We start from the raw sequence: 21,835 nt of genomic DNA, 5'->3' as shown, positions 1-21,835 counted from the left end.
TGCCGACGGGATTTTCCTGTGTGCTACAGGCCTCCCAATACGTCGGCTACACCGCGCCGGCCGCTAGGCCTCTGGGGAATCCGGCACGCCAAGCGCTGCATCCAGTTCTTCCGACGTGGGCAGACTGCGGCGCAGCTCGGCGGGCAGGGCCCGCGTAAGCTGCCACTCTGCTACCCCAATCGGCTGGTTCAGGCCGCGCAGTGCGTATTCAGCCACCACCCGGTTCTGACTCTTGCACAGCACCAGCCCGATGGTGGGCTGGTCGGTCGGGTGGCGCAGCAGGTCGTCGGCCGCTGCCAGGTAGAAATTCATCTTGCCGCTGTCTTCGGGCTTAAACTCGCCCATCTTCAGGTCGATGATGACGAAGCACCGCAGCCGGAGGTGATAGAACACCAGGTCCAGGTAGTAGTCCTGCCCGCCGACTTCCAGGTGATACTGGCTGCCCACCAGCGCAAAGCCCTTGCCCAGCTCCAGCAGAAACGAGCGCACATGCCCGAGCAGGCCCTGCTCCAAATCCCGTTCCTGCGCCTCGGCCCCCAGCGAAAGGAAATCAAACGTGTACGGGTCTTTCAGAATCTGCTGCGCCAGCTCCGACTGCGGCGCGGGCAGCGTGCGACTGAAGTTGCTCACCGCCCGCCCCTGCCGGTGGTAGAGGCCACTTTCCACCTGCGCGGCCAGCACGTTGCGGCTCCAGCCGTTTTCAATGGTCTGCTGGACGTACCATGTCCGCTCGGTCGGGTCCGCTACCTTGTCCAGCAGGCGCACATTATGGCCCCACGGAATTTGTGCAACAAGCTGTTGCACAATTGACGCATCCGGCCACGCCTGAGCAAAAGCCCTCATGTATTTGAGGTTGCGGGACGAGAAGCCTGAGGCTTCCGGGAACTCCTGCCGTAGGTCCTGCGCCAGTTGGTCGACGACCTTGGCCCCCCAGCCTTGCTGCTGCTGTCGTTGCAGAATCTGCCGGCCAATGCGCCAGTACAGCTGCACCAGCTCCGAATTCACCGCCAACGCCGCCCGCACCTGCGTCTCACGGATGTGGCCTTCCAGCTCCGCCAGGAACTGCGGGTAGTCAGATGGGAGTGGGAGAGTAGGCATGGGTCGAAGATAGAAAGCGGCTAAGGGAAGCGAAAGCCGCCCCGCAAAATTACTCCGGTCTGTCGCGCCACTCTGCAGAATCACCAGTCCATGCTGACAGCCCGATTCGTTCTTTTACCTCCCCATGCAAAAGGCCGGCCCCTCACAAGTAGGGGCCGGCCTTGCCGGTTGCTGATACCCGGGAAAGCTGCTAATCCAGCGTTTCCGTTTCCCGCGCAGCTACCGGCGCGGCATCCTTTTCCGGAGCAACAGCCATGGCAACCGGCGCCGGCGCGATAATCGGCGTGCCTGCCACAACCTCGCCAAACAGCGGATTAGCCGGCAGCTCCTGCCCGCCGTTGCCATCCGGCACCTGGTTGAAAAGAACCTCCTCCTCACCCGGCGTACTCTGCGCCAGATGGTCTTCCAGCACTTCCTGCCCGCTGTCGGCGTGCAGCGCCTGCGTGAGCAGCGTATAGGTGCTCACGTCCACGCCGTAAATCTGATTCAGCGCGTTCATCTGCATGGCCGCGTCCTCCGCCGCGCCGATGGCATCCGAGAGCAGCTTGGTGTAGCGCCGGGCCTTCTGGTCGGCTTTAGCACGAAGTCGAATAGCGCGCTTCATGCGCCGCTTGAATTGGGTCTGATAAGCAGTAAGTGCCATGATGTTGCGGAATGAAAAGTGAGAAATGAAGAATGAGGAATCAGCAATGGTTGCCCCGGCCACGCCGGCAGCAATTATTCATTCTTAATTCCTCATTCTTAATTGCCGCCAGGCCTACGCCACGTACTCAATGGCCAGCGGGTTCGTGCTGTTGTTGTTCAGGGCGTAGAACTTGCCGTTGATCTGCTGGTAGAAGTTGATGCCTACCACGCCCACCACCAGGTTAGCCGCCACCGGAGCCGCCGGGAAGCTGGCCACCACCGACTGGTTCACCAGGGCCGCGCTGTTGATGGGCAGAATGCCCGGCGGAGCGGTTACCACGGCGTTGGTGTAGGTCAGCGTCTCCATGTCCAGGTCCGAAGCCGCAAACACCACCTCGAAGTGCGTAGCGCCCTGCGGAGCCGCAATGTCCGAGGCCGGATTCAGCGCCGGGATGCTCATGGTCACATCCGCCCCGTTGCCACTTACCTCTTAAGGGAAGTACATGGTCTGCCCGATGCCGGCCCCGGCATTGAAGTTGAAGCCGAGCAGGGGAGCCGAGTTGCCCGAGTCGAACACGCGCTGGCCCCGGTCGTTCGTGTCGTCGAGCCCGATGACCTCGCGCATCACTTTCGTGAGGCGGGCCGCCACCTGCGAGTCGCCGGCCGAGGCAATGGCCACCCGCAACGAGTTGCGGAGTAGCTTGCTGTACTTGGCGGCCAGGCCAAACTCGGCCGCGTTTTCGCGGGTCCGCGCCCGGCTCGGGGCGTTGGCGAAAGCCGCTTTGTCGCTGGCCGGTTTCTGGGAGATGCTCCCGTTTTTGCTGAACACCAGGCCCCCGACGGTGCCCTGAATGCCAATGATACCTGTCTGACGTGCCATAGTAGTAAGTTGTTAGAAGTTGAGAATCCGTTTGTGTCGTGGCTGCTTGCGCTTATGCGACCTTGCTACCAGGTGCAGCCCACCCCGTAGCGCCGCTTGTTTTTGTAGTTGAATTGCCGCCAATGCCGCGGCGTGAGCACGCCCACCGCCCCACACTTCCAGAGTCCGCGCCGGGCGGCTACCGCTGAGGCCTGCTGCGCGGCCCGGCCCGCTACCCGGTGCTTCGGGTCCCAGGCCCACGCCCAGCCCCGCACCACCAGCAAAGAATCAAGCGCCAGCGCCGGGCCGCCGGCTGCGGGCAGCCGCACTGAGGCCATGGTCCGCCCGTAGAGGTCCACGCCCCGCCGCGTCAGCAGCACCGTTCGATCTGAGCCGAGTAGCCGCGCCACCGAGTCTGCCGCCTGGTGCCCATAGGGTTGGTCTCGCTCCGGCGCATCCACCCCAAGCAGCCGCACCCGGTATGTCACGCCACCGGCCAGCACGTCGTAAGTATCGGCGTCCACCACCCGCACCACCCGGCCCGCTTCTTCTTTCGGCGCTGCGCTGGTACGGCTGGCCGGGGTCAGGCTCTTAACGGCCGTTTCACCCAACCCGAAACCAGTCGCAACCAGAAGCAGCCACCCACTGAAATACAGCGCTTTATCTTTCATAGCACGAACCTACAGCCGACCATTAGCCGTTGTATATTCGTCTGTCCAAGTAGTCCTGATTCGCCCCCACATGCCCCAGGTTTGCCTTTATCCCAAGGACGTTGCCCGGCTCACCGGCACCGGCTACGACGCCGGCAAGCGCCTGTTACAGCGTATCCGCACCCAGCTGCGCAAGCCCGCCCGCGCCTACATTTCCGTCGCCGAATTCTGCGCCTACACCCGTCTGCCGGAGGCCGAAGTACAAGCGGCCCTCAACGGGTCGCCGGCATCAGCCAACCGGGGCTGAAGGCAGGACGGAGGCAATCTGCAGCCACTTCCCGCGCCGCTGCTGCCGTCTGCTTATTTGCCTAATTTGCGGTTCCTCTAACAGTTATCTTCTTTCACAGTGTTTGCGTTTGCCCGGGCCCGATTTAGTTTCTTCTTCGCCTTGCTACTGGTAGTGGGTCTGCCTGGGGCCGGGCAGGCAGCCTCGCCGCCCGCGCCGCTCGTCCCGGTTGTCAGCGACACAGTTCAGCGGCCGATAGCCTATCACTTCGTCCTCACCAGCTTGCCGGCCAATACCCCCGGCGATGCGGCGCTCTACCTGGTGGGGTCTTTCAATAACTGGCAGCCCGCCGATACGCAGTATCGGTTTCGGCGGCAGGCCAACGGCCTGTTTGACCTCACGCTGCGCACGGAGCAGGCCCGGCTCGAATACAAAGTGTCGCGGGGGAGCTGGGCGGCCATTGAGGGCAGCGGGCACGGGCAGGTGCGTGCCAACCGCGTGGCAACGCGCCAGCAGGCGCAGACCGGCGACGTGGAAGTGCGCGTGCAAAGCTGGGAAGACCTGAGCGGCACCTTCCAGTTTTATTCGCTCTACGACCTGCTGCTGCTGTTTTCGTGCTTCCAGGGAGTGTTGCTGCTGATTGCCATTCCTAGCCTTCAGCACGCCAACCGGGCGGCTAACCGCTGGCTGCTCTGGCTGCTGGGCCTGGGAGCCGGCTGCACCCTGCTCACGGTGGTCAGCAGCGACCGGACGGTGGCCAATGTCTATCCGCAGCTGACGTTGGTGCCCGACTTCCTCTGGTTTCTCTACGGGCCGCTCTTCTACGGTTACATCCGCCGGCTGCTGTTTAACGAGGCGCCGCGGCGGCGGCAGTGGCTGCAACTGTTGCCCGCGGCGCTGCAGCTGCTGGTGTACCTGCCGTACTTTCTGCTCGACAGCTACGAGTTTCAGCTGCGGCTGGTGAGCCACGAAACCGGGCTGCGGGCCGTGCTGCTGACCACCGGATTGGTGGCGCTGCTCACCAACGCTGCCTACTGGCTGGCGAGCCGCCGGGTTATCCGGGCCTACACCCGGCAGTACGAGGCCAGCGTGTCGTACGCCCAGAACCTGCGCTATCTCACCACGGTGCTGGGCATTCAGGCCGGGTGCCTGGTGCTGTGGGGCTTTTTGTTCGGCGTAGTGCTGGCCAGCCGCTGGGCCATGTTCGACGTGTACACCCTCGTGGCCCGCAACCAGGCCCTGATCTGGCTGGTATTTTCTACGCTGCCCTATTTTCTGGGCTACGTCGTGCTGCACCAGCCCGAAATATTCCGGCTGGTGCCGGCCCCGGCGGCTCCAATCGCGCTGCCGGCTGGGGCAGAGGTTGCTGTGGTGCCCGTTCCGATGCCGCTGCCGGTTGTGGCTGAAGTGGCCGGGGCACCCGTCCAGGAGCCTGTTCCGGCGCCGCTGCCGGCTGTGCCGCGCCCGCCCCGCCCGCCGGCGTTGCTCGACCTGCCCGCCGCGCAGGCCACGGTGGCCGGCTACATGCGGCAGCATAAGCCCTACCTCAACCCGAGCCTGACCATTCATGAGCTGGCCACGGGGCTGCAGCTGCCGCCGCACGTGCTGTCCAAAGTCATCAACGAGGGCTTCGGCCAGAACTTCTTTGACTTCATCAACGCCTACCGGGTCGATGAATTCAAGCAGGCAATGGCGGCCCCGCAGGCCCGGCAATACACCCTTCTGGCCCTGGCGCTGGAGGTCGGCTTCAACTCGAAAACGGCCTTTAACCGCGCCTTCAAAAAGCAAACCGACCAAACGCCGCGCGAGTACTTCAGCGGCATCCGCGAGGAGTAGGCACCAGCCGCTGAAGCACCACTTTCGGACATAGGTACCATATTTATGGATTAATAAACATCTAATCAATAGGTAGTTATATGGTGTTGGTGAGGATAATGCGCGGACTTTGAAAAGTGGGGCGCTTCGCGAAAAGCAGGGAGCGAGGTTTGGCAACCCAATGCGGTAAGGCTCCGGCCGGCCGAAGTGGGAAGCACACTTTCTCCCACCCGGCGGCCACTGGTGCCGCGCTGTTTTTACTCCTTATGTCCTTTGCCAAACTGCTGCTCGTGCTGCTGCTGCTAGCCGGCAGCCGCCTCCCTGCTACGGCTACTTCGCTCGTTGCTGGCCCCGGCACTCCACCCATCAGCCGCATTGACCCAACCTTCTGGTGGGTGGGCATGAAAAACCCGAAGCTGCAGCTGCTGGTGCATGGGCCGGGCCTGACCACCAGCGAAGTAGCCCTTGCCAGCTACCCCGGCGTCACGCTGGACAGCTTTCAACGGCTGGAAAGTCCCAACTACCTGGTGGTCAACCTCACCATCAGCCCCAGCGCCCAGCCGGGCAAGCTACAGCTCGAATTCCAGGGCAAGCGGAAAACCACCTACGCCTACGAGCTGCGGGCCCGCACCACGCCCGGCGACAAGAGCAAAGTGCAGGGCATCAGCAGCGCCGACTTCATTTACCTGCTCATGCCCGACCGGTTTGCCAACGGCGACCCGACCAACGACGTGGTGAAAGGCAACCGGGCGCGTACCGTTGCCCGCGACTCCATGTATGCCCGCCACGGCGGCGACCTGAAGGGCATCGAGCAGCACTTCGACTACCTGAAAGAGCTGGGCGTGACGGCCATCTGGCCCACCCCGGTGGTCGACAACAACATGCCCAAAGCAGGCTACCACGGCTACGCTCTCACCGATTACTACGCCGTGGACCCGCACTACGGCAGCAATGAGGACTACGTACGCTTCGTGCAGCATGCCCACGAGCAGGGCCTGAAGGTGATTCACGACGTGGTGCTCAACCACATTGGCAGCTTCAACTACCTCTGGCTCGACCAGCCCGCTAAGGACTGGTTTCACCAGTGGCCCACCTTCACGCGGGGCAACTACCGCAACGGCACGGTAAACGACCCGCACGTGGCGGTGCTCGACCGCCAGCTGTTCAGCACCACCTGGTTCGACACCACTATGCCCGACCCGGCCCAGGAAAACCCATTGGTGGCCACCTACCTCATCCAGAATTTTCTGTGGTGGGTGGAGTACACCGGCGTCGACGGCTACCGCGTGGACACGTACACGTACTCCGACCCCACGTTTCTGATGAACTGGGGGAAGGCCATCCTGGAGGAGTATCCGCAGCTGGGCATGTTTGGCGAAACCTGGATGCAGCAAGGCGAAGGCGTGGCCCAGCAGGCGTTCTGGACCCGCAACGTGTTTCCGCCCATCAACGGCTTCAAGAGTAACCTGCCCGGCGCCCTCGACTTCATGCTGCGCATGACCCTGGTCGAAAGCCTGACCAAGCCCGCCGGTTTTGACGAGGGCGTGTCCAGGCTCTACTACGCCGTGCAGGGCGACTGGATGTACGAGGATGCCAGCCGCAACGTCATTTTCCTCGACAACCACGACGTGGACCGGATATTCTCGGTGCTGGGGGAGGACGTGAACAAGCAGAAAATGGCCCTGGCCTGGCTGCTGACCGAGCGCGGCATTCCGCAGCTCTACTACGGCACCGAGGTGCTGATGAAGAACTTCAGCCGCCCCGACGGGCTGCTGCGGGAAGACTTCCCCGGCGGCTGGCCCACCGACCCGAAAAACGCCTTCACGGCCGCCGGCCGCACCCCGGCCCAGCACGACATGCACACGTACGTGCGCAAGCTGGCCACCTACCGCAAAACCCACCCGGTGCTGCACACCGGTCAGCTCACCCACTTCGTGCCCGAAGATGGCGTGTACACCTACTTCCGCCACGATACCCAGGGCCACACCGTACTGGTGATGATGAACTGCAACCCGGTCGCGAAAACAGTGCCGCTGAACCGCTTTGCCGAGCGCCTGCGCGGCTACACCGCCGCCCGGGACGTGCTCACGGAAGCTGTGGTGCCAAACCTGCAAACAGCCACCGTACCCGCCTTCACCGCCCTGGTGTGGGAGCTGCGCTGAGTCGGGCCGCCCACACGCTCCTGTTTTTTCACTAATTTTTCGCCCCGTCCTGTGTTGCGCACGCTCATCCTGGGAGGTACCACCTTCGACCACATCGTGACCCTGCCCGAGCTGCCGGCTCCGCAGCCGCAGACCATTCACCGGGCGCCTTTCCACGAAGGCACCGGCTCAACCGGCGCGGGCAAGGCCCTGGCCCTGACAAAGCTGGGGCTGCCCGTCACCCTGTACTCGGCCGTGGGCGACGATGCCTACGGCCGCCACATCGTGGCCGATTTGCGCGCCCAGGGCGTGGACGCCCACTACGTGCTGGACCCCGCCGGCACCGAGCGCCATATCAACCTGATGGATGCCCAGGGCCGGCGCATTTCTCTCTTTATCACCCAGGCCTCGCCCACGTTGGCCTTCGACCACGCCCAGGTGGCAGGCCTCATCCGCGCCAGTGCGTGCGTGGTGCTGAACATCATCAGCTACTGCCAGCCGCTGATTCCGCTGCTCCGCGACTACCCGCACCCCATCTGGACCGACCTGCACGACTACGACGGCCACAACCCCTACCACCAGCCCTTCATCGAGGCCGCCCAGTACATCCACCTCAGCTCCGATAACCTGCCCGATTACCGGCCGGTAATGGAGCAGCTGCGGGCGGCGGGCAAGCGGCTGGTGGTGTGTACCCACGGCGCGGCAGGAGCCACCCTGCTCACCACCGCGGGCCAGTGGCTGGAGCAGGCCGCCGTGCCCGCGCCCGCCGTGGTCGACAGCAACGGGGCCGGCGACAACTTCTTTGCAGGGTTTCTTTTCGGCTTTCTGCGCCAGGAGCCCCTGCAAAAATGCCTGCAATACGCGACCTTATGTGGCAGCTGGTGCGTGGGTGCCTTCGGCCTGGTAGACCCGCAGCTGAGCAGCCCCCGGCTGGAAGAGGAATGGCAGCAGCACTTTGGCAACGCCTAGCGCCTTTTATGCATTATTGGCGTGACGGGCAAGCGTAACGCAGGCGAAGACAACAAAGTAAAGTTGCTGCAACGTGCTGCTCAGTCGTTCGTAATCGCGGGCCGGGCAGCTACAGCGGCGGCACCAGGCGAAGCTGCCTTCACCGCCGGCAAGCGCCTGTTACAGCGCATCCGCACCCAGCTGCGCAAGCCCGCCCGCGCCTACGTTTCCGTAGCCGAGTTCTGCGCGTACACCAGCCTCCCGGAAGCCGAAGTAGCCGCCGCGCTCAACAGGCGCTGAAGGCACTTTGGAGGCAGTCTGTAGGCACCTCGCAGCCTGGCCGCCGTGATAGCCAGGCACTGTACCAGGGACAGAAAACATCGCTAGGAAAATTCCCGAAGCTGCGCTTCCCAGATTGCGCAGGGGTTGCCAATTCTCGGTAGTGATGCTTTCCACTTCCGGCATCGTTGGTCTTGCGGTTGTCGCGGAAGGTCAACAAGGATTAGACTGCCTTGTACCGTGCCTCCGATTGCTGCGATAGTGACGCTCGCCTCCCACCTTATCAGCCGCCCGGAGGCTAGCCACACCCCTATTCTGCCCGCAGGCTCAGCACGGGATTGCGGCGGGCGGCTCGCCAGGCCTGCACGCCTACCGTGAGCCAGGCAATGAGTAGGGCCCCCATTCCGGCGGCTGCGAAGTACCACCACTGCCACGCCACGTGGTAGGCAAAGCCTTCCAACCACCGCTGCAGTAGCAGGTAGCTCAGAGGCAGCGCCAGTACGATGGCCACGACAACCAGCCAGGTCAGGCTGCTGGTCAACAACCAGACGATACCCAGCTCGCTCGCGCCCAGGGCCTTGCGGATGCCGATTTCCTTACGCCGCCGCTCGGCGGTGAAGGCGGCTAACCCTAGCAGGCCCAGGCCGGAAATGAGAATGGCCAGTCCGGCGAAGTAGCGGGCGAGTACGGCGACCCGCCGCTCGGCCACGTACTGGGCCTGGTAGTCGGTATCCAGAAACGTGTAGTCGAGCGTAAAGCCGGGGTTGTAGGCGGCGTACAGGTGCTGAAGCCGCGCAATCGTGGCCTGCTCCGCGTTGGGCTGGAGCTTCACTAGCACCGTGTTAATCTGGGGGTCGAGCTTGAGGAGCAAGGGTTTGATTTTTTCGTGCAGGGACTCGTAGTGGAAGTCGCGGACCACGCCTACGATGCGGGCCCCGTCGAGCCGTTGGCCCACGGGGTCCGGCATCCCCAGGCCGGCCACCAGGGCCTGGTTGACGAGGATGGCGGCGCTGTCGGCGCGGAATTGCGGCGCAAAGCTGCGGCCTGCTACTAAGTGCATGCCCATCGTTTCCACCAGGCCGTAGTTGACCAGCATCGTCGCTACGGGCAGGCGCTTGCCCCGCCAGCTCATCTCGGCGACGTAGCGCCCCCCCAGGAAGCCGCCCAGGACGCTGGACGCCTGCACGACGCCGGGCAATTTCTTTACCTCGCTCAGAAAGGCCGCCTGCTGGCGCGCCGCCTTGCCGCCCGTATCAAAGCGAATCACGTGGGCCTTATCGTAGCCCAGCGGTTGGCGCTGCACAAACGCCAGCTGCGCGTTGACGACCACCACGGCCACGATGAACAGCACCGAGAGCGTGAATTGCAGCACGACCAGGCCCTGCCGCGTCCACACGTCGCCGGCCCTAGTCGGCAGCTTGCCTTTCAGTACGGCCGCCGGCTGGAAACCCGACAGGTAGAACGCGGGGTAACTGCCCGCCAGCAGCCCCGTACCCAGCGCCAGGGCCAGGCTGGCCCCCACCAGCTGCGGCTCCCAGCGCAAGGCCAGCGGCTTGCCCGTCAGCTCGCTGAACTGCGGGAGCACGAGCTGTACCAGCCCCACGGCCACGACCAGGGCCAGCAAGGCCATCACCACGGACTCGGTCAGGTACTGCCCCACCAGCGCGGCGCGGCTCGCCCCCAGGGCCTTGCGAATGCCCACTTCCTTTACCCGCCGCGAGGCCTTGGCGGTGAACAGGTTCATGAAATTGATGCTGGCAATCACCAGAATGAGCCCGGCAATCAGGGCGAACAGCCGCACGTAGGCAATGCGCCCCCCGGTGGCGACGCCGTTTTCGTAGGTGCCGTGCAGGTACCCCGCCGAGAATGGCCGCACAAACAGCGTGCGCCCCCGGGCCTGGGCCTGCGCGCTCTTGGTTTTCAACAAACCTGCCAGCTTGGCTTGAAACTGCGCGGGGTCGGCGCCCTTCTTCAAGGCCAGGTAGGTGTTGAAGGGGCCGTCGTCGTCCCACTTGATGGTTTCGCTCATCTGCATCTGGTCCTTGAACGAGGCAAACGGCAGCACACAGTCAAATTGCTCGGACGAGTTGCGGGGCACCCCGGCAAACACCCCCGCCACCAGGCAGGTCTGTTTTCGGTCGGCCATTTGCCATTCCACGGCTTTGCCCAGGCTGTTCTGCGGCGTCTGGAAGAGCTTGATGGCCAGGGCTTCGGAGAGCACAATGGCGTGTTTATCCCGCAGCACCGTGGCGGGGGTGCCCACCAGCAGGGGGTAGGAAAACAGTTGGAAGAAGGCCGGGTCCGCGTATTTGGCGACGGCGGTGAGGTGCTGTCCGCCCGCCGCCAGCGTGAACGCGGGGAAGAACGGGACCGGCGTGGTGGTGGCCACGAATTCAATCTCCGGCATTTCCCGCCGCAGGGCCTCGGCCAGCAGCGGCACGGTACCGGTTTGGGTCTCGATGCCGGCGGCCGTGCGGCGGTTTTCCAGCACCTGATACAGCCGGCCGTCCAAAGCGTGGTAGCGGTCGAAGCTGCGCTCGTCGCTTATCCACAAGTAGATAAGCAGCGCGCAGGCCAGGCCGGTCGAGAGGCCAATCAGGTTGATAAAGAACGTGCTTTTGAACCGCTTGAAGTTGCGGTAGATGAGCAGCAAGGGGTAGGGAAGCATGGCCGAAGGAGGAGGAAAGCGTTCAGAATTGGCTGCGGCTGTTTTCCAGCACCACCTGCCCGTCGAGCAGGCGGATGACGCGCCGGGCGTACCGGGCGTCGTGCTCGGAATGCGTGACCATGAGCACGGTGGTACCCGCCTCGTTCAATTCAGTCAGCAGCCCCAGCACGTCGTGGCCACTGGCCGAGTCGAGGTTGCCGGTGGGCTCGTCGGCCAGCAGCAGCGGCGGGGCGTTCACCACGGCGCGGGCCACGGCCACGCGCTGCTGCTGCCCACCCGAGAGTTGCAGCGGAAAGTGGTTGCGCCGGTGCAGCAGCTGCATTTTCTCCAACACCTGTTCCACCCGCTGCCGCCGCTCGGCGGCCCCCACGCCGAGGTAGCGCAGGGGCAGCTCCACGTTCTCAAACACCGTCAGCTCGTCAATCAGGTTGAAGCTCTGAAACACGAAGCCCAGGCTCCGCTTGCGCAGCTCGGCCCGCTGCCGCTCGGAGTAGCGGCTGGTCTCGGTGCCCAGCAGTTGCAGGCTGCCGCCGTCGGGCTCGTCGAGCAGGCCCAGCAGGTTGAGCAGCGTCGATTTGCCGCAGCCCGAGGGGCCCATGATGGCCACAAACTCCCCCTGCTCCACCGTCAGAGAGACGTGGTTCAGCGCCTTGGTTTGCACCTCCTCGGTGCGGTACACCTTTTCCAGATTTTCAGTCTTAATCATGAGCATTAGTCTTATCGGACCAAGTAGTTATTGAAAATCCTATGGCTGGCGGTTGTCCAGCACCAGTTCCTGCTGGTCGGCGTAGCCTTCGTAGCTGGAGGTTACAACCCGGTCGCCGGGTTGCAGGCCCGCCAGCACTTCGTAGTAGTCGGGATTCTGCCGCCCTAGCCGGATGGCCACCCGTTGGGCCCGGGTGCCGTCGGCCGCCAGCTTGAACGCCCAGTTGCCCACGGTTTGTTGGTAAAAGCCACCTTTGGGCAGCAGCACCGCCGGGGCTTTCGCACTCATCGCCAGTCGGATGGGCAAGGTCTGGCCCCGCCGCAGGCCCGCTGGCGGGGTGCCGGTAAAGGCCAGGTCGATTTGCAGGCCTTTGGCCACTTGAGCGAAGATTTTGGTCACGCGCAAGGCATACGCCTGGCCATCCACCACCACTTCGCCCACCTGACCGGTTCCGATGCGGGCAATGTAAAACTCGTCCACCGCGGCGTGTAGTTTCACGCCCGCCAGCGCGTCAATCTGCCCCAGGCGCTGGCCCCGCGTTTTGGCCTCGCCCACTTCCGCCGCCAGCGAGCTAAGCCGCCCGCCCACCGGGGCCCGGAGCAGCAGGTCGTCCAGCTTGCGCCGCATCAGGGCCAGGTTGCTGGTCATGCGTTGCACCGATTCCTGCATGGTACCCAGCTGCTGCTGCATGGCCACCGAATCCTGGCGCAGGGTCTGCTGCGTGAGCTGCTGTCGGCGCAACTGGTAGTGGTAGGCGTTCTGGCTTTGCAGGTAATCCTGCCGCGCAATCACCTGCTGGTCGTACAGCACCTGGTTGGTGTCGAACACCCGCCGGGCCTCGGCCAACTGAAAGTCGATGTCCGCCAGCTGGTTCTGGCGCAGGATGCGGTTTTGCAGCAGCTGGTTGCGGGTATTGCGCAGGTTGTTCATCAGGTCATAGACGGCCGTTTCGCGGTTTACCATTTCCAGTTGCAGGTCGGGGTTGGCCAGCCGGAGCAGGGGCTGGCCCGCCGTCAGGGTCGCGCCTTCTTCAACCAAAACTTCTTGCACCGTGCCGGCTTCTGCCGCGTCCAGGTACACGGTGCGCAGCGGCTGCACCACCCCGTCAATGGCCGTGAATTCCTGAAAATTACCCCGCGTGACAGGGCTGATGGTCAGACGACTGGCCGCGACTTGCAGCCGCTGGCCTGGCCGGGGCCAGTAAATGCCGGCCGCGCCCGTCCCGGCCAGTACTAGCACCCCCAGCCACCACCAGCGGGCAACAAACGACCTTTTTTTCTTCGGTATCAGGACATCCATTCGGTTCGGCGCAGGAAACAGTAGCAAAAAACTATTGACCGGAGGTGCCAAGAACGATGCCTTACTCACAAGCTATTGCTAATCAGAATAATACTTTTGAATCCTGGTCGCCAGCTGCCGCCAAACGTCCGGTTTTGATACAGTGGACCGTTCGGTTCTGATACAGTTCAAATCGATTGACGGGTAGAAAACGGCTTGGCCGACTGAAAGCCAGTATTTTTTGAAGCCTGCACGATTTATGAGTTCCTCTCAGAAAACGGAAAATAGAGCACGTTAAGGGCTGAAAGGGGGCTGCCAAGGGTCTGCCAGGGCTAGGTGTCGAGCCAAAACCTCCAACTCAAAGGTTTTGCCCTATCTGTTTAACAATACCCAAATCTGGGAAAAGGGGTGGATTTCGGCTACCATCGTCTCGCTGGTAAAATGCAGTGTTTTTCTAGAATGAGCTTTGCATATTGGGGGTTGTTTTACTATGCCACGCAAACATGAGGGTCAAGCTCTGCATTTTATTCTTCGTCTTTGCCTCTTGTAGTGCAGATAGTGCAGAACGTAAGCCCCCCTCGCCTGCGGTGCGGGAATATTTGGAGGAGGTAGTCCGTATTATGCAAGCCAATTTCATTAATCGGGCGACCGTAAACTGGGTAGTTTTCAAGCAGAACCTGCTAGCGCAAGCAAGCGGCGCCAAAACAATTGAGCAGGCCTATCCAGCGGTTGAATTTGCCATCGTGGCCCTAGGCGATAAGCACACACAGTTTTATTGTGCCCGCCCGGTGAAAGGCCTTGAAATGACCCCTGCCAAGCAGCCCCCGCTATACCCCGACGAGCCGGTTCCTGAAGACATCGGCTACATCAGAATTCCGTGGGTTGTCGGCAGTCAGCAAAAGTTGGACAAGTACATAACCCAAGTGCAAGCCCACATCAAGGCGCGGGATAAGCCAGAGTTAAAAGGCTGGATTGTGGATTTGAGAGGGAATATGGGAGGGAATCTGTGGCCGATGCTCGTGGGGGCAGGGCCGATTTTGGGAGAAGATACGCTCGGCTATTGTATTGACGCGAATAACACCAAAACCGCGTGGCGATACGAAAAAGGCAAGGCATTTTCGGACGGCGACATACAGGCAGAAACAGCCAATTATTATACGCTGAAGTCTGCCAACCCAGTAGTGGCCGTGCTGACCGATACGCTAACGGCCAGTTCGGGCGAGGCCATTGCGGTCTCCTTTAAAGCCAGAAAGCACACCCGAAGCTTTGGAGCGGGCACGTGCGGGGTATCTACCAGCAGAAGCCGCTTTTATTTGTCCGATGGGTCCGTCATCTTGCTGACAACCGCAGTATTCGCTGACCGCCGCCTGGTACGGTATGGCCACTCACTAGTCCCCGACGAGTCACTCAGGCCAGTAGACGTAGTGCCGCGAGCCATTCGCTGGATTAGAAAAGAATACAAAGCGGAGAACTAAGTGGCCTAGCCTGGGGCCTGGGTTGTTACGGGTGACAGATAACCCCGACTTTTACGTTTCATCCAGCCTTTTCCATGATTTCCAAGCAAGCGCGCGTACTGGTAGTAGATGACGAAAGCGACGTGCTGTTCGCCATCAAGCTGCTGCTTAAGACCGAGGTGCGGGAAGTCGTCACTGAGAAAAACCCGGAAAACCTGCTCTCCTTGCTCCGTCAGCAACATTTCGACGCCATCCTGCTCGACATGAACTACCGCGCCGGCCAGGCCACCGGCAACGAGGGCTTCTATTGGCTCGGCCGCATCCTGGAGTACGACCCCACCGCGGCGGTTATCCTGATGACGGCCTACGGCGACGTGCGCACCGCTGTGCGCTCGCTCAAGGCCGGCGCCACGGATTTCCTGCTCAAGCCCTGGCACAACGAGCAGCTGCTGCAAACGCTCGCCGCCGCCTTGCAAGCCAAACCCCGCGGCAAAAGTGGGGGTCCCGGCCCGAAAACCTTACCCGCGTCGGCCGCTGCTACGGCCCTGCTGGGGCAATCGGCCGCCATGCAGGAAGTGCGGGCCATCATCGAAAAGGTGGCCCCGACCGATGCCAACGTGCTGCTGCTGGGAGAGAACGGCACCGGCAAAGAATTGGTCGCCCGGTCCCTGCACGAGCAGTCACGCCGCGCCGCCCGGCCCTTCATCACGGCCGACGTAGCCGCGCTCAGCACGGGCTTATTTGAAAGCGAGTTGTTTGGGCACACCAAAGGCGCATTCACTGATGCCCAGGCCAGCCGCGTGGGCCGGTTTGAAGCGGCCACCGGGGGCACCCTGTTTTTGGACGAGATTGGCAATATTCCCCTACCGCAGCAAGCCAAGCTGCTGACGGCCCTGCAAAACCGCCAGGTCGTGCCGGTGGGAAGCAACGTGCCCGTGCCCGTGGACATTCGGCTGCTGTCGGCGACCAACGCGCCGCTGCACGCGCTGGTCGCCCGCGGGGCTTTCCGCCAGGACCTGATGTACCGCCTCAACACGGTAGAAATCACGCTGCCGCCCCTGCGCGAACGGGACAACGACGTGCAGCTGCTGGCCCAGCACTTCGCGCAGGTGTATGCCGCCCGCAACCAGAAACTAGCCCCGGAACTTACCCCCGCCGCCGTGCACAAACTCCGGCAATACGGCTGGCCGGGCAACGTGCGCGAGCTGCAACACGCCGTGGAGCGGGCGATTATTCTGGGAACCGGCCCGGTGCTGCGGCCCGAGGACTTTCACTTTCCTAACCCCGCATCTGCCGACAAGGCGGCAGTTGGTTTGGCATCGGCAGAAAATGGAATTCCGTTGTTGGAAGTAGAAAAAAACACCATCCTGCGCGCCATCGAGCGCCACCAAGGCAACCTGACGAAAGCTGCCAAGGAGCTGGGCCTCACCCGTACGGCCCTCTATCGTCGCCTCGATAAGCATGGTATTTAACCGCCTGGATATCGGCTTATTGGGGCGGCTGGTACTGCTGCTGGCCGCGCTGGCTGGGGGCGGGTACGCCGCGTTTCACCACGCCTACGGGTTGGCCCTGGTGGCGCTGGGAGTATTGCTGGCCCTGGTCGTGGCCCTGGCTCGCTACCTGACGCGCGGTCAGCAGGCCCTGCTCGACTTTACACTGGCCCTGAAATACCGCGACTTTTCCCGGCAATACTCGGAGCAGATGGCTCCGGCATCGCTGCGGCGGCTGCACGCGGCGTTTAACCAAGTCAATGCCACGTTCCGCGAGTTGCGGTTTGAGAAGGAGGAGCAGTTTCAGTACCTGCAAACCATCCTGGCCCTCCTGGATACCGGCATCGTCTCCTACGATGCCGCGGGCACCGTAGTCTGGGTCAATGAGGCCTTCAAAGACACGCTTCAACTGCCCTACCTAAAAAATATTCAGGCGCTGCAACACCGGCAGCCGGTCCTGTACGAGGCCATTCGCCGGGCCGTGCCCGGCCAGCCCGCGGTGGTGAAACTGACCGTGGGCTCCCACGCGGTACAACTCCTATTGTCCGTCACGCAGTTTAAAACGCGGGGCGAAGCGTCTACCCTGCTGGCCTTCAAAAATGTCAGCCAAGCCCTGACCGACACCGAAACCGCCGCCTGGCAGCAGCTGCTGCGGGTGATGACGCACGAAATCATGAACTCGGTTACGCCCATTGCCTCCCTGGCCGATTCGCTGGGCCGCCACGTGCGGGCGGCCCAGCAGCAGGGTTCGGCCGCCGGGTTGCTCGACGATGTAGGCACCGGCATTCGCATCATTCAGCAGCGCAGCGAAGGATTGCTGCGCTTCGCCCAGGTGTACCGCAACTTCAGCACGCTGGCCCCGCCGCAACGCACGACTCTCTACGTGCAGGAATTGCTCCAGACGACCCATCAGCTGCTGGCCGAACAGCTGACCGCCCAAGGCATTGAAGTCGTTATCAGCGTGCGCCCCACTCACCTCACGTTGCAAGCCGATGGCCACCTGCTGGAGCAGGTGCTTATCAATTTGGTGCTCAACGCCGCGCAGGCCGTCGGCCAAACTCCCGACCCACAGATTAACTTGCTGGCCTGGCTCGATGGGCAGCAGCGAGTGGTCGTTGAGGTAAAAGACAACGGGAGCGGCATTCCTGCCGATTTATTGGACAGCATTTTCGTCCCTTTTTTCACCACCCGTCCAAGTGGCTCCGGTATTGGGCTGAGCTTGGCCAAGCAAATCATGCAACTGCACCAAGGCAGCATTCAGGTGCAATCCGCGGAAGGGGCAGGCAGCGTCTTTCAGCTTTGGTTTCCTTGCCCGGCTACAGTGTGATAGGCATTTGACTCGCAGACCTAATCCCAGCATAGTCGGAAATCATGACAGTTTTCTCATGAAATAAACGGGGTAAAGATGTTGATTTCATGCTACCGCACCGGCTCCTTGTCGTACCACTCGCCCAGAATATTCCGCCAGGCCTCCAGTACCGCCGGAGCCAGCAGCCGGGCCTTGTCCTTGGCGTACCGGTCCGTCACGTCCTCGTCGGCGTGCCCCAGCACCAGCTTGGCCAGCGCCTTGTTGCCGTTGCCAGCCTGCTTGAGCAGCGTGCCGGCCGTGTGCCGCGCCGTGTGCGTCCCGATGACCTGATGAATCGGCCGCCAGTTGTGGACCACCTTACCGCCCGTAATCAGCCGGTCGTCCCACTCCCGCGTCAGGCCCGCCTGCTGGGCCACCTCCTTAATCCATTCGCCGCGCTGCTGCCACGTGCGGGCCGGGAACTGCCAGCCCCACCGCTCCCCAATCTTTACAGCAATAGGGGGCAAGGGCACCGCCGCGTCGTTGCCCGTCTTGCCCTGCGCGTGCAGCAGCGCGGGCACCGAGCTGCCATCAGCCAAGGGCAGGGATATTCGCTCGCGCTTATCGAACTTCTCCAGGTCCTCATACCGCCGCCCGCTGAACAGTTGAAACAGCCATCGGTCCCGCTCTTCGGCCAGATGCTCTTCCGTAGGCCGCCACCCGATAAGCCGCCGCACCTCTTCAATCTCCAGGTCCAGTTGTGGTGCGTTCTTGGCCGAGTACTGCAGCCAGGGCATGTCCGCCTTCAGGCTCAGCTGCTCAAAGCACTTGCGCAGGCCGGTGAAATGCACCTTGATGGTCGCGTCCGACTTCTGCAGATCCAGCAGGTGCTGCTGGTATTCCCTGGCCACCTTCTGCGTCACCTGCTCCGGGCGCAGGTCCGGCTGCCAGCTTTCCATCATCGTCGCCAGCTGGTCGTACTTGCGTAGCGAGTCCTTACCCAGGTTGCGGTTCTGCTCCTTCCATTGCTCCAGCACCTGCCGGAACGTGCGGCTGTCGTCCTCCTTCTGCGGCAACGCCGCCACCGCTTTAGCTCTCTCTTCCGGGAACAGCTCGGCCAGCAGCGCCGCCTTTTCTACTTTCTGAAACGGGGCCGCGTCGAAAAGCCGGCCGAAAGCCCCCAGAATATCCCGCTCCCAGTCGCTCAGCCGGCCGTTGATGGCCACAAAGTCATCGTGGCCGCGCAGTGCCCGGCCCAGGTCGGCGTTCCACAGCACTTCTACCTGCCCGTTCTTATCCAGCCGCTGCGGCAGCACCCGCTCCCCGGTATTCTCCTGGATTTCCTGCCCATGCCAGCGCGCCGTGAGCCGCAGCGGGCAGTAGCCCTGCTTATCGGCCTCCGCCAGCCGCGGATGCAGGCGGACACTTATCTTCCGTTTGAATAGCTGCAGCTGCCTCATGGTCCCCGGATAGTAGCAGGCGTCGCCCTGGCTTTCGCCATGGTTTCCGCCCTGGTTTACCTTCCAAGTTAACCGGATATTATCGAATGTCCAAACTCGTTCCGCAACCAAATGTGCCCTGATCGCAACTAAAAGGGCATAAACGCAAGAGCACCCGCCTAAGAATAGGCGGGTGTTCTGGTCGTAGCGCTCCCTCCTGGGCTCGAACCAGGGACCCTCTGATTAACAGTCAGATGCTCTAACCGGCTGAGCTAAGGAAGCGGTTATGGCGACATTTATATGTCGTTGCGGGTGCAATGTTAGGGCATAATCCGAGCCCATACAAGTATTCACCTAAAAAAAATATTGTCCCAACGGGCTAGTTCGTGATTGTCAGGGTACTACCCGAAAGCGAAGTGCTATACTGTCGTAGCGCCCGGGCGGCCGGACCTACCCGTACCCGGCCTTGTAGATCAAACTGGGAGCCGCAACACGGGTCCTTAAGGAATAAGAGCGAAGCATCAATGCTGACGCGGGCACAGGTATCGTTGGCGCGGTACGGGCAATTACGCTCAAAGGCCAGATAAGAGCCCGCATTCTGGCGCACTACAATCAGCCCCCGTACTCCGCCCGCTACGTAAGCCGCCCCGTTGTCGGCCCGCAGGGCCGCATACTGCTGGTTGGTTAGGTTGATGGGCTGGCTAAAGGAAGCGAGGGGAATCTGCGGGTCATTGTCGGTAGTAGCCGACCCACAGGCCCCCAAACCCAATTGAGAACCCAACAGGACCACTGCTGCCATAGCCCGCAGATTAGGTGAAATACTCATTGTAGCAGGTGCCGGATGGTGAGAAGGAGACAAGAAGCAGATCCAAGGCCTTGGCACTAACAACCCAGGGCCGGCAGATTAAGCTCCCTCGAACTGCCGTAAAAACCGCTGGTCATTTTCAGTGAACAACCGCAGATCCTTGATCTGATATTTCAGCATGGTGATCCGCTCAATGCCCATCCCCCAGGCGTAGCCCGAATACACCTCCGGGTCGATGCCGGACTGCTCCAACACATTGGGGTCAACCATACCGCAGCCGCCGATTTCGACCCAGCCGGAGTGCTTGCAGATGTTGCAGCCCTTACCCTTGCAGATCAGGCAGGTGATATCGATTTCGGCGCTGGGCTCGGTGAAGGGGAAGAAAGAGGGCCGAAAGCGGATCTGGATGTCGGCCCCGAACATTTCCTGCACGAAATAATACACGGTCTGCTTCAGGTCAGCAAAGCTCACGCCTTCATCAATGAAAATGCCCTCGATCTGGTGGAACATCATGTGGGCCCGGGCCGAAATGGCTTCGTTGCGGTACACGCGGCCCGGCATAATGCTGCGAATAGGTGGCTTCTGCGACTCCATTACGCGCACCTGCACCGTGCTGGTATGCGTGCGCAGCAGGAAGTCGCTGGCGGGGGTGGCGGCCTCACGGGCTACGAAGAACGTGTCCTGCATATCGCGGGCCGGGTGGTTCTCGGGAAAGTTAAGGGCTGTGAAGTTGTGCCAGTCATCTTCGATTTCGGGCCCTTCGGCCACATTGAAGCCGATCCGGCCAAAGATGCGCACCATTTCCTCGCGCACCAGGCTTAGCGGGTGGCGGGTGCCCAGGGCGTTGGGAACGGGGGGCAGGGTATAATCGAATGCCGGGTCGGCCGGGGTGTTCTGGCTGGCGGCTTCCACTTCCTGCCGGCGCTGCTCGAAACGGTCCAGCGCCGCCTGCTTAAGCTGGTTCAACTCCTGGCCCACCGTGCGGCGCTGGTCGGGTGCTACGGTCTTGAGCTGATCGAAAAGCTCCGCCAACTGGCCCTTCCGGCCCGTGAAGGCTAAGCGGAACTGTTCCAGCTGGTCGGGAGCCGTAAGGTCGTAATCGGCTATTTCAGCGCGGAGGCGGTTGATTTGATCCTGCATAGTTCTGCAAAGGTACGCTTCCCGCCGCAACCCGCCGACACTTAAAAAAGACTGGTCACTGCTTCTAAAGGCTCTTTTTGAATAGTGGTACGATTGCTGCAAAAGGCCGTTCAGCCAACGGCCAACAAGATCGGGCACGGGGCGCCACCTACCTGATTCAGTGCCCTTGCAGCTGCCAGTGGGCGGCTGTCGTTTCTTCTCCTCATTTTGCCTTCCTGCCTTATGAAACGGTTCCTGCTTCCCGCCTTCCTGCTTGCTGCCCTACTTGGCGGCCCCGTCACTTCCCAGGCTGCCGATGGTCCGGGCCGCAAGAAAGCCCGCCCGGCCAAAGCCCTGCAGAAAAAAGCCGTGGAGGCTCCCAAGTCAACTTCAGCGGCCAATTGGGGTAGCTCGGCCGATGACGATGCCTTGTGGGCAACGCCAGCCAGGGAGCCCGCCGTTGCCACGACTGCTGCCGCCACGGCGCCCGTGCCGAATGATGATCCGGCCATGCGCTCCTCCGGGGTAATGCTAGCGCCGGGAATGAATACGGCACCTTACCGCGGGGTGAGCACCGATTACAACGGCCGGCCGCTCAATAAGCCCGCGCAGAAAGTTGTAGCTGCCGCGCCAGCCGACGATACTGTAGTAGAAGACGACCCCATGATGCGCTCCTCCGGGGTGATGCTGGCACCGGGGATGAACACGGCACCTTACCGCGGCGTGAGCACCGATTATCATGGCCGGCCGCTGAAGAAAAAGGCTAAAAAAGCCCTGGCCGCCCATGTGGCCACGGAAGCCCCGGTGGCTACGGCTGAGCTGCCGCAGTGGTAGGCATCTGCTTTGGGTGGTAATGCGTATGCCTGGGAGATGGTTGTTTCGCGAACT

The 21,835-nt window shown here is 62.1% G+C and carries 20 protein-coding genes and 1 tRNA gene; 9 read left to right on the top strand and 12 right to left on the bottom strand.

From position 1 onward, the window contains the following. Window positions 1-63 precede the first annotated feature (63 nt). The 5 genes from ABD833_RS03440 to ABD833_RS03420 all read right to left on the bottom strand — a co-directional run bounded on the left by ABD833_RS03440 (window position 64) and on the right by ABD833_RS03420 (window position 3,252). Window positions 64-1,098 (bottom strand): PDDEXK nuclease domain-containing protein, encoded by a 1,035-nt coding sequence (locus ABD833_RS03440; RefSeq protein WP_345071004.1) that lies wholly within the window; start codon window positions 1,096-1,098, stop codon window positions 64-66. A 190-nt stretch (window positions 1,099-1,288) separates the two neighbouring features. Further along, complete coding sequence (locus ABD833_RS03435) at window positions 1,289-1,741, bottom strand: hypothetical protein (RefSeq protein WP_345071003.1); 453 nt, start codon at window positions 1,739-1,741, stop codon at window positions 1,289-1,291. A gap of 114 nt (window positions 1,742-1,855) precedes the next feature. Continuing rightward, a complete protein-coding gene (locus ABD833_RS03430; protein ID WP_345071002.1) occupies window positions 1,856-2,188 on the bottom strand; it encodes a hypothetical protein in 333 nt (110 codons plus the stop codon). A gap of 24 nt (window positions 2,189-2,212) precedes the next feature. Then, window positions 2,213-2,602 carry a hypothetical protein gene (locus ABD833_RS03425; RefSeq protein WP_345071001.1) on the bottom strand — a complete coding sequence of 130 codons (390 nt, stop codon included), beginning with the start codon at window positions 2,600-2,602 and terminating at the stop codon, window positions 2,213-2,215. Between the two features lie 65 nt (window positions 2,603-2,667). After that, window positions 2,668-3,252: a thermonuclease family protein gene (locus ABD833_RS03420; protein ID WP_345070999.1), complete on the bottom strand. Its 585-nt coding sequence runs from the start codon at window positions 3,250-3,252 to the stop codon at window positions 2,668-2,670. A gap of 70 nt (window positions 3,253-3,322) precedes the next feature. On the opposite strand from ABD833_RS03420, the gene ABD833_RS03415 reads away from it, so the two are divergent. The 5 genes from ABD833_RS03415 (at window position 3,323) to ABD833_RS03395 (ending at window position 8,721) form a co-directional block, all read left to right on the top strand. Next, on the top strand, window positions 3,323-3,538 hold the full coding sequence (locus ABD833_RS03415; RefSeq protein ID WP_345070998.1) for a hypothetical protein: 216 nt from the start codon (window positions 3,323-3,325) through the stop codon (window positions 3,536-3,538). Between the two features lie 99 nt (window positions 3,539-3,637). Then, window positions 3,638-5,353 carry a helix-turn-helix domain-containing protein gene (locus ABD833_RS03410; protein ID WP_345070996.1) on the top strand — a complete coding sequence of 572 codons (1,716 nt, stop codon included), beginning with the start codon at window positions 3,638-3,640 and terminating at the stop codon, window positions 5,351-5,353. A 245-nt stretch (window positions 5,354-5,598) separates the two neighbouring features. After that, window positions 5,599-7,494, top strand: a complete 1,896-nt coding sequence (locus tag ABD833_RS03405; RefSeq protein ID WP_345070994.1) for a glycoside hydrolase family 13 protein — start codon at window positions 5,599-5,601, stop codon at window positions 7,492-7,494. A 51-nt stretch (window positions 7,495-7,545) separates the two neighbouring features. Then, the gene (locus ABD833_RS03400; protein ID WP_345070993.1) at window positions 7,546-8,442 is read left to right on the top strand and encodes a carbohydrate kinase family protein; all 897 of its coding nucleotides are present in this window, start codon (window positions 7,546-7,548) and stop codon (window positions 8,440-8,442) included. A 63-nt stretch (window positions 8,443-8,505) separates the two neighbouring features. After that, window positions 8,506-8,721 carry a hypothetical protein gene (locus tag ABD833_RS03395; protein ID WP_345070992.1) on the top strand — a complete coding sequence of 72 codons (216 nt, stop codon included), beginning with the start codon at window positions 8,506-8,508 and terminating at the stop codon, window positions 8,719-8,721. A gap of 289 nt (window positions 8,722-9,010) precedes the next feature. On the opposite strand, the gene ABD833_RS03390 is transcribed toward ABD833_RS03395, so the two are convergent. Genes ABD833_RS03390 through ABD833_RS03380 form a run of 3 tightly spaced genes read right to left on the bottom strand, consistent with a single transcriptional unit; the run spans window position 9,011 to window position 13,373 of the window. Beyond that, a complete protein-coding gene (locus tag ABD833_RS03390; RefSeq protein ID WP_345070991.1) occupies window positions 9,011-11,368 on the bottom strand; it encodes an FtsX-like permease family protein in 2,358 nt (785 codons plus the stop codon). Window positions 11,369-11,390: 22 nt separating this feature from the next. After that, complete coding sequence (locus ABD833_RS03385; protein ID WP_022821726.1) at window positions 11,391-12,074, bottom strand: ABC transporter ATP-binding protein; 684 nt, start codon at window positions 12,072-12,074, stop codon at window positions 11,391-11,393. A gap of 39 nt (window positions 12,075-12,113) precedes the next feature. Beyond that, complete coding sequence (locus tag ABD833_RS03380; protein ID WP_345070988.1) at window positions 12,114-13,373, bottom strand: efflux RND transporter periplasmic adaptor subunit; 1,260 nt, start codon at window positions 13,371-13,373, stop codon at window positions 12,114-12,116. Window positions 13,374-13,855: 482 nt separating this feature from the next. Here ABD833_RS03380 and ABD833_RS03375 point away from each other — a divergent pair, with 482 nt between their 5' ends. From ABD833_RS03375 to ABD833_RS03365, 3 genes are all read left to right on the top strand, one after another. Further along, complete coding sequence (locus tag ABD833_RS03375; RefSeq protein WP_345070987.1) at window positions 13,856-14,827, top strand: S41 family peptidase; 972 nt, start codon at window positions 13,856-13,858, stop codon at window positions 14,825-14,827. A 74-nt stretch (window positions 14,828-14,901) separates the two neighbouring features. After that, entirely contained in the window at window positions 14,902-16,278 is a 1,377-nt protein-coding gene (locus ABD833_RS03370) for a sigma-54-dependent transcriptional regulator (RefSeq protein ID WP_345070986.1), read from the top strand. Further along, window positions 16,268-17,623 carry a sensor histidine kinase gene (locus tag ABD833_RS03365; protein ID WP_345070985.1) on the top strand — a complete coding sequence of 452 codons (1,356 nt, stop codon included), beginning with the start codon at window positions 16,268-16,270 and terminating at the stop codon, window positions 17,621-17,623. The genes ABD833_RS03370 and ABD833_RS03365 overlap by 11 nt, the downstream gene beginning before the upstream one ends. Window positions 17,624-17,715: 92 nt before the next feature. On the opposite strand, the gene ABD833_RS03360 is transcribed toward ABD833_RS03365, so the two are convergent. The 4 genes from ABD833_RS03360 to pheS all read right to left on the bottom strand — a co-directional run bounded on the left by ABD833_RS03360 (window position 17,716) and on the right by pheS (window position 20,968). After that, entirely contained in the window at window positions 17,716-19,044 is a 1,329-nt protein-coding gene (locus ABD833_RS03360) for a site-specific integrase (protein WP_345070984.1), read from the bottom strand. Window positions 19,045-19,231: 187 nt separating this feature from the next. Then, a tRNA-Asn gene (locus ABD833_RS03355) sits at window positions 19,232-19,305 on the bottom strand. 97 nt (window positions 19,306-19,402) lie between these two features. Next, the gene (locus ABD833_RS03350; protein WP_345070982.1) at window positions 19,403-19,822 is read right to left on the bottom strand and encodes a hypothetical protein; all 420 of its coding nucleotides are present in this window, start codon (window positions 19,820-19,822) and stop codon (window positions 19,403-19,405) included. Between the two features lie 105 nt (window positions 19,823-19,927). Next, window positions 19,928-20,968, bottom strand: a complete 1,041-nt coding sequence (gene pheS, locus ABD833_RS03345) for a phenylalanine--tRNA ligase subunit alpha (RefSeq protein ID WP_345070981.1) — start codon at window positions 20,966-20,968, stop codon at window positions 19,928-19,930. Window positions 20,969-21,190: 222 nt separating this feature from the next. On the opposite strand from pheS, the gene ABD833_RS03340 reads away from it, so the two are divergent. After that, entirely contained in the window at window positions 21,191-21,781 is a 591-nt protein-coding gene (locus ABD833_RS03340; protein WP_345070979.1) for a hypothetical protein, read from the top strand. Window positions 21,782-21,835 lie beyond the last annotated feature (54 nt).

The organism is Hymenobacter fastidiosus, from assembly GCF_039539565.1.
GTDB lineage: Bacteria > Bacteroidota > Bacteroidia > Cytophagales > Hymenobacteraceae > Hymenobacter > Hymenobacter fastidiosus.
Note: the sequence above shows the minus strand (reverse complement) of the source record. Positions and strands in the feature narration are given on the sequence as shown.

Excerpts from the sequence above, each read along its gene's own strand:
- ABD833_RS03440 (WP_345071004.1), bottom strand. The coding sequence starts at position 1,098 with ATGCCTACTCTCCCACTCCCATCTGACTACCCGCAGTTCCTGGCGGAG.
- ABD833_RS03435 (WP_345071003.1), bottom strand. The coding sequence starts at position 1,741 with ATGGCACTTACTGCTTATCAGACCCAATTCAAGCGGCGCATGAAGCGC.
- ABD833_RS03425 (WP_345071001.1), bottom strand. The coding sequence starts at position 2,602 with ATGGCACGTCAGACAGGTATCATTGGCATTCAGGGCACCGTCGGGGGC.
- ABD833_RS03420 (WP_345070999.1), bottom strand. The coding sequence starts at position 3,252 with ATGAAAGATAAAGCGCTGTATTTCAGTGGGTGGCTGCTTCTGGTTGCG.
- ABD833_RS03415 (WP_345070998.1), top strand. The coding sequence starts at position 3,323 with ATGCCCCAGGTTTGCCTTTATCCCAAGGACGTTGCCCGGCTCACCGGC.
- ABD833_RS03405 (WP_345070994.1), top strand. The coding sequence starts at position 5,599 with ATGTCCTTTGCCAAACTGCTGCTCGTGCTGCTGCTGCTAGCCGGCAGC.
- ABD833_RS03390 (WP_345070991.1), bottom strand. The coding sequence starts at position 11,368 with ATGCTTCCCTACCCCTTGCTGCTCATCTACCGCAACTTCAAGCGGTTC.
- ABD833_RS03385 (WP_022821726.1), bottom strand. The coding sequence starts at position 12,074 with ATGATTAAGACTGAAAATCTGGAAAAGGTGTACCGCACCGAGGAGGTG.
- ABD833_RS03380 (WP_345070988.1), bottom strand. The coding sequence starts at position 13,373 with ATGGATGTCCTGATACCGAAGAAAAAAAGGTCGTTTGTTGCCCGCTGG.
- ABD833_RS03375 (WP_345070987.1), top strand. The coding sequence starts at position 13,856 with ATGAGGGTCAAGCTCTGCATTTTATTCTTCGTCTTTGCCTCTTGTAGT.
- ABD833_RS03370 (WP_345070986.1), top strand. The coding sequence starts at position 14,902 with ATGATTTCCAAGCAAGCGCGCGTACTGGTAGTAGATGACGAAAGCGAC.
- ABD833_RS03365 (WP_345070985.1), top strand. The coding sequence starts at position 16,268 with ATGGTATTTAACCGCCTGGATATCGGCTTATTGGGGCGGCTGGTACTG.
- ABD833_RS03360 (WP_345070984.1), bottom strand. The coding sequence starts at position 19,044 with ATGAGGCAGCTGCAGCTATTCAAACGGAAGATAAGTGTCCGCCTGCAT.
- ABD833_RS03350 (WP_345070982.1), bottom strand. The coding sequence starts at position 19,822 with ATGGCAGCAGTGGTCCTGTTGGGTTCTCAATTGGGTTTGGGGGCCTGT.
- pheS (WP_345070981.1), bottom strand. The coding sequence starts at position 20,968 with ATGCAGGATCAAATCAACCGCCTCCGCGCTGAAATAGCCGATTACGAC.
- ABD833_RS03340 (WP_345070979.1), top strand. The coding sequence starts at position 21,191 with ATGAAACGGTTCCTGCTTCCCGCCTTCCTGCTTGCTGCCCTACTTGGC.